The sequence below is a fragment of the Methylobacterium platani genome (assembly GCF_001653715.1).
Classification (GTDB): Bacteria; Pseudomonadota; Alphaproteobacteria; order Rhizobiales; family Beijerinckiaceae; genus Methylobacterium; species Methylobacterium platani.
Genome location: NZ_LWHQ01000002.1, coordinates 93,494 through 100,223, shown reverse-complemented (window position 1 = coordinate 100,223; position 6,730 = coordinate 93,494). Strand labels below are relative to the sequence as shown.

The following is a 6,730-nucleotide window of genomic DNA, read 5'->3' as shown; positions in this document are numbered from 1 at the left end:
ACGCCGCCCTCCAGGATCATCTTCCAGATCCTGAATGAATCAATCGCCGCGCGCCGTCACCCCCTCAATCGCATTCTCTGAATCGCCCTGCCGCCCCCGCCGGCACGGGCGGGGGCGATGGCAGGGTCAGGCCGCCTGCGGCGCCTTGCCCGCCTGCGGCACCTTGCGGCTCTCCAGGAACGCCGCATGCTCCTCGGCCAGCGCGCCGGAGAGGGCGCGGGCGATCAGCGCCCGGGTCTCCTCGACGCCGTAGAGGGCGACGAAGGAGCCGAAGCGGGGTCCGCGCGCCTCGCCGAGCAGGATGCCGTACAGGGTCGTGAACCAGGTCTGCGACACGCCGGGCCGGCCGTCGGGGCTCTTCGACTTGCCCGACAGGTCGGGGAAGTGGCGCCGCCCGACCTCGTAGACCGCCGCCTGCAAGGCCTCCGGATCGGTCGAGCCGCCTTGCGCCGCCAGCGTCTCCGACAGGTCGGCGAGGGCCGCGGCCTCCTCCGCGCTCGGGGCCCGGTAGGTCTTGGCCGGGCGCACGAAGTCGCGGAAGTAGCGCACCGCGTGATGGACCAGCCGGTCGAGGCGCGGATGCGTCTCGGGCGAGGCCTCGGGCGCGTAGCGGCGGATGAAGCCCCACAGCACCGCCGGGTCCTCGGTATTGGCCACCGCCACGAGGTTGAGCAGCATCGCGAACGGGATCGCCCCGCCATTCCCCACCCGCTCCGGCTCCGGCGGCGTGCCGGCATGCAGGTGCCAGACCGGGTTGCCGAGCTTCAGCTTCGGCTCCTGGCCCGGAAACTTCTCCAGGAACGACAGGTAGTCGTCGACGTGGCGCGGGATGACGTCGAAGTGCAGGCGCTTGGCCTCGCGCGGCTTGTTGTACATGAACAAAGCCAGGCTCTCGGGCGTGCCGTAGGCCAGCCACTCGTCGATGGTGAGCCCGTTGCCCTTCGACTTCGAGATCTTCTGGCCCTTCTCGTCGAGGAACAGCTCGTAGTTGAAGCCTTCCGGCGGCTCGGCCCCGAGCGCGCGGGCGATCTGGCCGGAGAGCTTGACCGAGTCGATCAGGTCCTTGCCGGCCATCTCGTAGTCGACGCCGAGCGCGACCCAGCGCATCGCCCAGTCGGGCTTCCATTGCAGCTTCGCGTGGCCGCCGGTGACCGGGGTCTCGTAGGCCTCGCCCGTGGCCGGATCGCGCCACACGATGGTGCCGGACGACACCTTCACCTCGTCGATCGGCACCTGCATCACATGGCCCGTGACCGGGTGGAGCGGCAGGAACGGCGAGTACGAGGCCGAGCGCTCGGCACGCAGCGACGGCAGCATCACCGCCATCACGGCGTCGTAGCGCTCGAGCACGGTGAGCAACGTCGCGTCGAAGCGGCCCGAGCGGTAGCACTCGGTCGCCGACAGGAACTCGTACTCGAAGCCGAAGGAGTCGAGGAAGCGGCGCAGTTCGGCGTTGTTGTGGGCGCCGAAGCTGTCATGGGTGCCGAACGGGTCCGGCACCGCGGTCAGGGGCTTGTTGAGGTTCTCCGCCAGCAGCGCCTTGTTCGGCACGTTCTCGGGCACCTTGCGCAGCCCGTCCATGTCGTCCGAGAAGGCGACGAGGCGGGTCGGGACGCTGTCGTTGGTCAGCGTCCGGAAGGCGTGGCGCACCATCGAGGTGCGGGCGACCTCGCCGAAGGTCCCGATATGCGGCAGGCCCGAGGGGCCGTACCCGGTCTCGAACAGCACCTCGCCTTTGCCCGTCCGTTCCAGCCGGGCGACGAGCTTGCGCGCCTCCTCGAAGGGCCAGGCGGACGCGGAGGCGGCGGCCTCCGCCAGGGCGGGATCGATGCTGAATGCGGACATGGCGAGGGGATTTTGGCCTGTGAGGCCGCGGGTGCGGCCTTCGGTTGAGCGTTTCGGGAGCCCGGCACCCTATGGGCCGCGCTCCCGAGGGTCAACGCGAGGCGATTCGGGAATCCCCGGCGCCGTCGCGCCGGGTCATGAAACGTCAGGCGTGGGCCGGTTCGCGCGCCGACGCCTCGGCCTTCATCAGGTCGGCCAGTATCTCGTAGGAGCGCAGGCGCGCCGTGTGGTCGTGGATCGCCGCCGCCACCATCAGCTCGTCGGCTCCGGTGCGGGCCGCGATCGCGTCGAGGCCGCTTCGCACCGTCTCCGGCGAGCCGACCACCGAGCAGGCGAGCATGCCCGAGGCCTGCACCTTCTCGTGGCCCGACCAGTAGGTCTCGATGTCGTCGATCGGCGGCGGCAGCTGGCCGCGGGTGCCGCGGAAGATGTTGGTGAAGGCCTGCTGCGCCGAGGTGAACAGGCGCCGCGCCTCGCCGTCGGTCTCGGCGGCGATCACGTTGACGCCGATCATCGCGTGGGGCTTCGCCAGTTGGCCCGAGGGCGCGAAGCGGGCGCGGTAGACCTCGAGCGCCTGCATCAGGGCGTCGGGCGCGAAGTGGGAGGCGAAGGCGTAGGGAAGGCCGAGCATCGCGGCGAGCTGCGCCCCGAACAGGCTGGAGCCGAGGATCCACAGCGGCACGTTGGTGTCGGTGCCGGGCACCGCCTGGATCACCCGGCCGGCATCGAGCGGCCCGAGCAGGGTCTGGAGCTCCAGCACGTCCTGCGGGAAGTGGTCGGAGGCGGCCGGGTCGCGGCGGAGCGCCCGCAGGGTGCGCTGGTCGGTGCCGGGCGCGCGGCCGAGGCCGAGATCGATGCGGCCCGGATAGAGCTCGGCCAGGGTGCCGAACTGCTCGGCGATCACCATCGGCGAGTGGTTCGGCAGCATGATGCCGCCGGCCCCGACCCGGATCCGGTGCGTGCCGCCGGCGATGTAGCCCACCACCACCGAGGTCGCCGCGCTGGCGATGCCCGTCATGTTGTGGTGCTCGGCCACCCAGTAGCGGGTGAAGCCCCATCGCTCGGCGGCTTGCGCGAGATCGAGCGTGTTGCGCAACGCATCGCCGGCCGTGGATCCTTGCGGGATCGGCGCGAGGTCGAGGATCGAGAGTGGCGGCATCGGCGGGTTCCGGAGGGTGTGAGTGCGTGTCCCCTGCTGGGGTCCAAGATTTGGCCGGGTTCGGTGGAGCGCAAGGCGGGGTTGTGCGGGTGGGCCATGCATGCGCCATGCGTGAGGCTTGGGCGGGCTGGGCGATGGTCGCGCCGGCAGCCGGCAGTCAGAGATCGAACGAGAAGAACCGACCCTCCGGCGCGAGTTGCTGGATCAGATCATAATCGGCGCGGTCCGCGGTCAGTACCGGAAGGCCGGCGCGGGCGGCCGTGAGGAAGATCAGCGCATCGTTCAGGCATTCCTTGCGCTGCTCGCGTTGGAAATCCTGGAGACGGGCCAGCGTTCCCGCGACGAGACCGGCGTCGATCCAGGTGGCGGCGTCCGGAACCAGCAGGCGGCTCGTCGGGATCGACGCGAACACGGTTGCATAGTGATCGCGGATCGTGCTCCAGCCGCGCGTCAGAGCGGCATTGGCGATTCCAGCCGCGATCTCGGACAGGCAGACCGAGCAATGGAACAGCCGTGACCGGTCGAGGCAGGCCGCGACCGTCCCGGGCAGCCTGCCGCTGGCGTTCAGGATATAGATGTTGGTGTCGAGGAGCAGTGCCGGCTGCGGCTGCCGGCTGAGGTCCGCGATCGATCCCAGCGTCTCGCGAGGGCGTCGGACGAGCCGCGCCCGTCGCTTCTCGGGCTTTCGCCGCCGGAGATGCGCGTGAAGATCAGACGTCAAGCGCGTGGTCTGCGCCGAGCTCTCCGCGCAGCCGCTTGAGGACGTCGGCGGCGGGATCCGGGCAGGCCAGGGCCGACAGGGCCACGATGCCGAGCTCCTCGATCGAGGAGGCACCGGTCTCACGCAGGGCAGCCTGCACCAGGGCCGCGGGCGCGTCGAAGCTGACCCGCTCGGTGCGTTCTCCAAGCAAACCGGCGCGACGAGCATCCGCCAGGAGCGCGGCGCGGCTGGTCTTCACGGTCGGTGGCATCGCATGGCATCCTGAGGGCCGTCGAGATGATAGGGAGCCCGCGAGCGGCGGACAAGCGTGACGATGCGTGAGCAGCGGGACGCGGCTTGCCCCGGCGACCGCTTTCGGGAAGGGTTACCCGCAAGGCCGCTCCGCCCGCGATCGTTGCATCCGCGGATCCGAGAAGAGGGCGGCGTGCGGGAGGATCCATGACCGAAAGACCTGTGGCGGGCCTGTTCGATCTCACCGGCCGGGTGGCGGTGGTCACCGGCGGCAATGGCGGCATCGGGCTCGGGATGGCGGAGGCGCTGGCCGGGGCCGGCTGCGCGGTCTCGATCTGGGGGCGGGACGAGGCCAAGAACGGCCGCGCGCTCCAGCGCCTCGAAGCCGCCGGCAGCCCGGTCGCGGCGGAGATCTGCGACGTCGCCGATCCGGACTCCGTGCGGCGCGCCTTCGACGCGACGCTCGCGCGCTTCGGCCGGGTCGACGGGATGTTCGCCAATGCCGGCGTGGCCGGGGGCGGTCGGCGCTCGTTCCTGGAGCGGGAGCCCGAGGAGTGGCGGCAGACCTTCGCGGTCAACCTCGACGGGGTGGTGGCGAGCTTCCAGGTCGCGGCCCGGCACATGGCCGAGCGGGCCGGCGCCGGCGACGCCTTCGGGCGGCTCGTCGCCACGTCGAGCGTCGCCTCGCTGCTCGGGGCGGCGCGCAACGAGCATTACGGCGCCACCAAGGGGGCGCTCAACGCGATGGTGCGGGCCCTCGCCGTCGAGCTCGCCCGCTACGGCGTCACCGCCAACGCGATCCTGCCGGGCTGGATCGAGAGCGACATGACGGCGGGCCTGATGGCGAACGAGAAGTTCGTCACCCTCAACCTGCCGCGCATCCCCGCCCGCCGCTTCGGCCGGCCGGAGGATTTCGGCGGCATCGCCGTCTACCTGATGAGCGGGGCCTCGGCCTACCACACCGGCCAGGTGCTGGTGATCGACGGCGGCTACACGGTCGCGTGACGCCCTTCGGGCGTGACGGGATTTCGGGCGCGAGGGCAGGATGGCACGCTTCACCGACAAGGCGGTTCTCGTCACCGGCGCCGGCAGCGGCATCGGCCGCGCCTCCGCCCTGCACTTTGCCCGCGAGGGTGCGGCGGTCGCCGTCGTCGACCGGGATCCGGGCAGCGTCGAGGAGACCGCGGCGCTGATCGCCGCCGAGGGCGGCCGGGCGCTGGCGCTTGCGGCCGATGCCGGCCGCGAGGGCGACGTCACGGGATTCCTGGCGGCCGCCGAACGGGAATTCGGCCGGCTCGACGCGATCCACGCCAATGCGGGCATCGGCGGCGGCACCGTGCCGTTCGCCGAGCAGAGCGTGGCGTTGTGGGAGGAGGTCCTGCGGGTCAACCTGATCGGCGCCTTCCTGGCGATCAAGCACGGTGCCCCGCTCCTCCTGCGCCACGGCGGCGGGGCGATCGTCTGCACCGCTTCGGTGGCGGGCTTGCGCGCCAACGCGGCCGGGGCGGCCTACAGCGCCAGCAAGGCCGGGGTGATCAGCCTGGTCCAGACCGCCGCCGACGCCTTCGCGGGGACGGGCCTCAGGATCAACGCCGTCTGCCCCGGGCTGATCGAGACCGGCATGACGGCGGGCCTGTTCGCCGCCGCCCGGGCGAAGGGCAAGGCGGACCGCATCGGCCAGCTCAACCCCTCGCGCCGGGCCGGCGCACCGGAGGAGATCGCCGCGGCGGCCGTGTTCCTGGCGAGCGAGGACGCCTCCTACGTCAACGGCCAAGCGCTCGCCGTCGACGGCGGGCTGTCGAGCACGCATCCCTTCGTGCCGCGGCCACCCAAGGGGTGACGCGGCGGGCACCCGCTCAGAACGGGCCGACCGGGAAGAACCGCAGGTACAGCTCGGCGTACTTGCCCTCGTCCCACAGCCGCTGGAGCGCGTCGTCGAGGGCGCGGGCCAGGGCCTCGTCCTCCTTGCGGGTGACGAGGCCGATGCCCTCGCCGAAGTAGCGGTTCTCGAGGTAGTCGCCGCCCGAGAAGGCGCAGCAGGCCGCCGAGTCGGTGCCGCCGATCCAGAGCGCCAGCGCCAGCCCGTCGCCGAACAGGTACTCGATCTCGCCGCGGCGCAGGGCCGCCTCGGCGGTGCCGAGGTCCGGGTAGGTCTTCGGCGTCGCGTGGAAGAAGGTGCGCAGGTAGGCCTCGTGCGCGGTGCCCGAGACCACGCCGGTCGGATGCGCGGCGATCACCGCCGCGTCCGGCGCCGGCAGGGCCTTGTCGCCCCGCACCGCGAAGCGGGCGGGCCAGCGGAAATACGGCCGGGTCGCCCGGTAGCCGGCGCGCAGGGACGCGGTGAGCGGTACGGCGGCCGCCACCACGTCGCCCTGATTGGCCTGGAGCGCGTCGAGCAGCGTGTCGAACCGGCGCACCTGCACGGTGCAGGTCAGGCCGAGCTTCTCGCAGGCCGCCCGGACGAGCTCGACGGAGAACCCGGTCGGGTTGCCGTCCGGTCCGGCGAAGTGGAGCGGCGGGTACTCGTCGTCGGTGAGGACCCGCACCGGCCGGGTGGTCTGGGGCGGCTCCGGCCGTTCCAGCCGGGCGCGGGGGTTCCAGAAATTCGGGACCGTCACCGCCTCGGCGGCCGGCGCGACCGCCGGCGTCAGGCAGGCGACCAGGACCGCCAGCGCCCGGCGGACGTGACGCTGCGGCACCCGCGCCACGGTCGCGAGGAATCCGCCGGCGAAGGGGCGCGACGCTGTTGCGGGGACGGGGAGAGCCATAGGCTC

7 protein-coding genes are annotated in these 6,730 nt (G+C 72.0%); 2 read left to right on the top strand and 5 right to left on the bottom strand.

Translation table 11 applies throughout. From position 1 onward, the window contains the following. Positions 1-126: 126 nt before the first annotated feature. The 4 genes from A5481_RS00845 to A5481_RS00830 all read right to left on the bottom strand — a co-directional run bounded on the left by A5481_RS00845 (position 127) and on the right by A5481_RS00830 (position 3,975). Entirely contained in the window at positions 127-1,845 is a 1,719-nt protein-coding gene (locus A5481_RS00845; RefSeq protein WP_048434588.1) for a lysine--tRNA ligase, read from the bottom strand. 145 nt (positions 1,846-1,990) lie between these two features. After that, a complete protein-coding gene (locus tag A5481_RS00840) occupies positions 1,991-3,004 on the bottom strand; it encodes an LLM class flavin-dependent oxidoreductase (protein WP_048434589.1) in 1,014 nt (337 codons plus the stop codon). Positions 3,005-3,161: 157 nt separating this feature from the next. Continuing rightward, positions 3,162-3,725, bottom strand: a complete 564-nt coding sequence (locus A5481_RS00835) for a type II toxin-antitoxin system VapC family toxin (RefSeq protein WP_048434590.1) — start codon at positions 3,723-3,725, stop codon at positions 3,162-3,164. Next, positions 3,715-3,975, bottom strand: coding sequence for a hypothetical protein (locus A5481_RS00830; RefSeq protein ID WP_048434591.1), 261 nt, complete (start codon positions 3,973-3,975; stop codon positions 3,715-3,717). The genes A5481_RS00835 and A5481_RS00830 overlap by 11 nt, the downstream gene beginning before the upstream one ends. 188 nt (positions 3,976-4,163) lie before the next feature. Here A5481_RS00830 and A5481_RS00825 point away from each other — a divergent pair, with 188 nt between their 5' ends. Both A5481_RS00825 and A5481_RS00820 read left to right on the top strand, forming a co-directional pair. Further along, a complete protein-coding gene (locus tag A5481_RS00825; protein WP_048434592.1) occupies positions 4,164-4,961 on the top strand; it encodes an SDR family NAD(P)-dependent oxidoreductase in 798 nt (265 codons plus the stop codon). Between the two features lie 40 nt (positions 4,962-5,001). Further along, positions 5,002-5,796 carry an SDR family NAD(P)-dependent oxidoreductase gene (locus A5481_RS00820; RefSeq protein WP_048434593.1) on the top strand — a complete coding sequence of 265 codons (795 nt, stop codon included), beginning with the start codon at positions 5,002-5,004 and terminating at the stop codon, positions 5,794-5,796. A gap of 16 nt (positions 5,797-5,812) precedes the next feature. On the opposite strand, the gene A5481_RS00815 is transcribed toward A5481_RS00820, so the two are convergent. Further along, positions 5,813-6,724: a transporter substrate-binding domain-containing protein gene (locus A5481_RS00815; RefSeq protein WP_082984878.1), complete on the bottom strand. Its 912-nt coding sequence runs from the start codon at positions 6,722-6,724 to the stop codon at positions 5,813-5,815. Between the last annotated feature and the right edge of the window lie 6 nt (positions 6,725-6,730).

What these genes read in the sequence shown, in the direction of transcription:
- A5481_RS00845 (WP_048434588.1), bottom strand. Translation starts at nt 1,845, where the DNA reads ATGTCCGCATTCAGCATCGATCCCGCCCTGGCGGAGGCCGCCGCCTCC.
- A5481_RS00840 (WP_048434589.1), bottom strand. Translation starts at nt 3,004, where the DNA reads ATGCCGCCACTCTCGATCCTCGACCTCGCGCCGATCCCGCAAGGATCC.
- A5481_RS00830 (WP_048434591.1), bottom strand. Translation starts at nt 3,975, where the DNA reads ATGCCACCGACCGTGAAGACCAGCCGCGCCGCGCTCCTGGCGGATGCT.
- A5481_RS00825 (WP_048434592.1), top strand. Translation starts at nt 4,164, where the DNA reads ATGACCGAAAGACCTGTGGCGGGCCTGTTCGATCTCACCGGCCGGGTG.
- A5481_RS00820 (WP_048434593.1), top strand. Translation starts at nt 5,002, where the DNA reads ATGGCACGCTTCACCGACAAGGCGGTTCTCGTCACCGGCGCCGGCAGC.
- A5481_RS00815 (WP_082984878.1), bottom strand. Translation starts at nt 6,724, where the DNA reads ATGGCTCTCCCCGTCCCCGCAACAGCGTCGCGCCCCTTCGCCGGCGGA.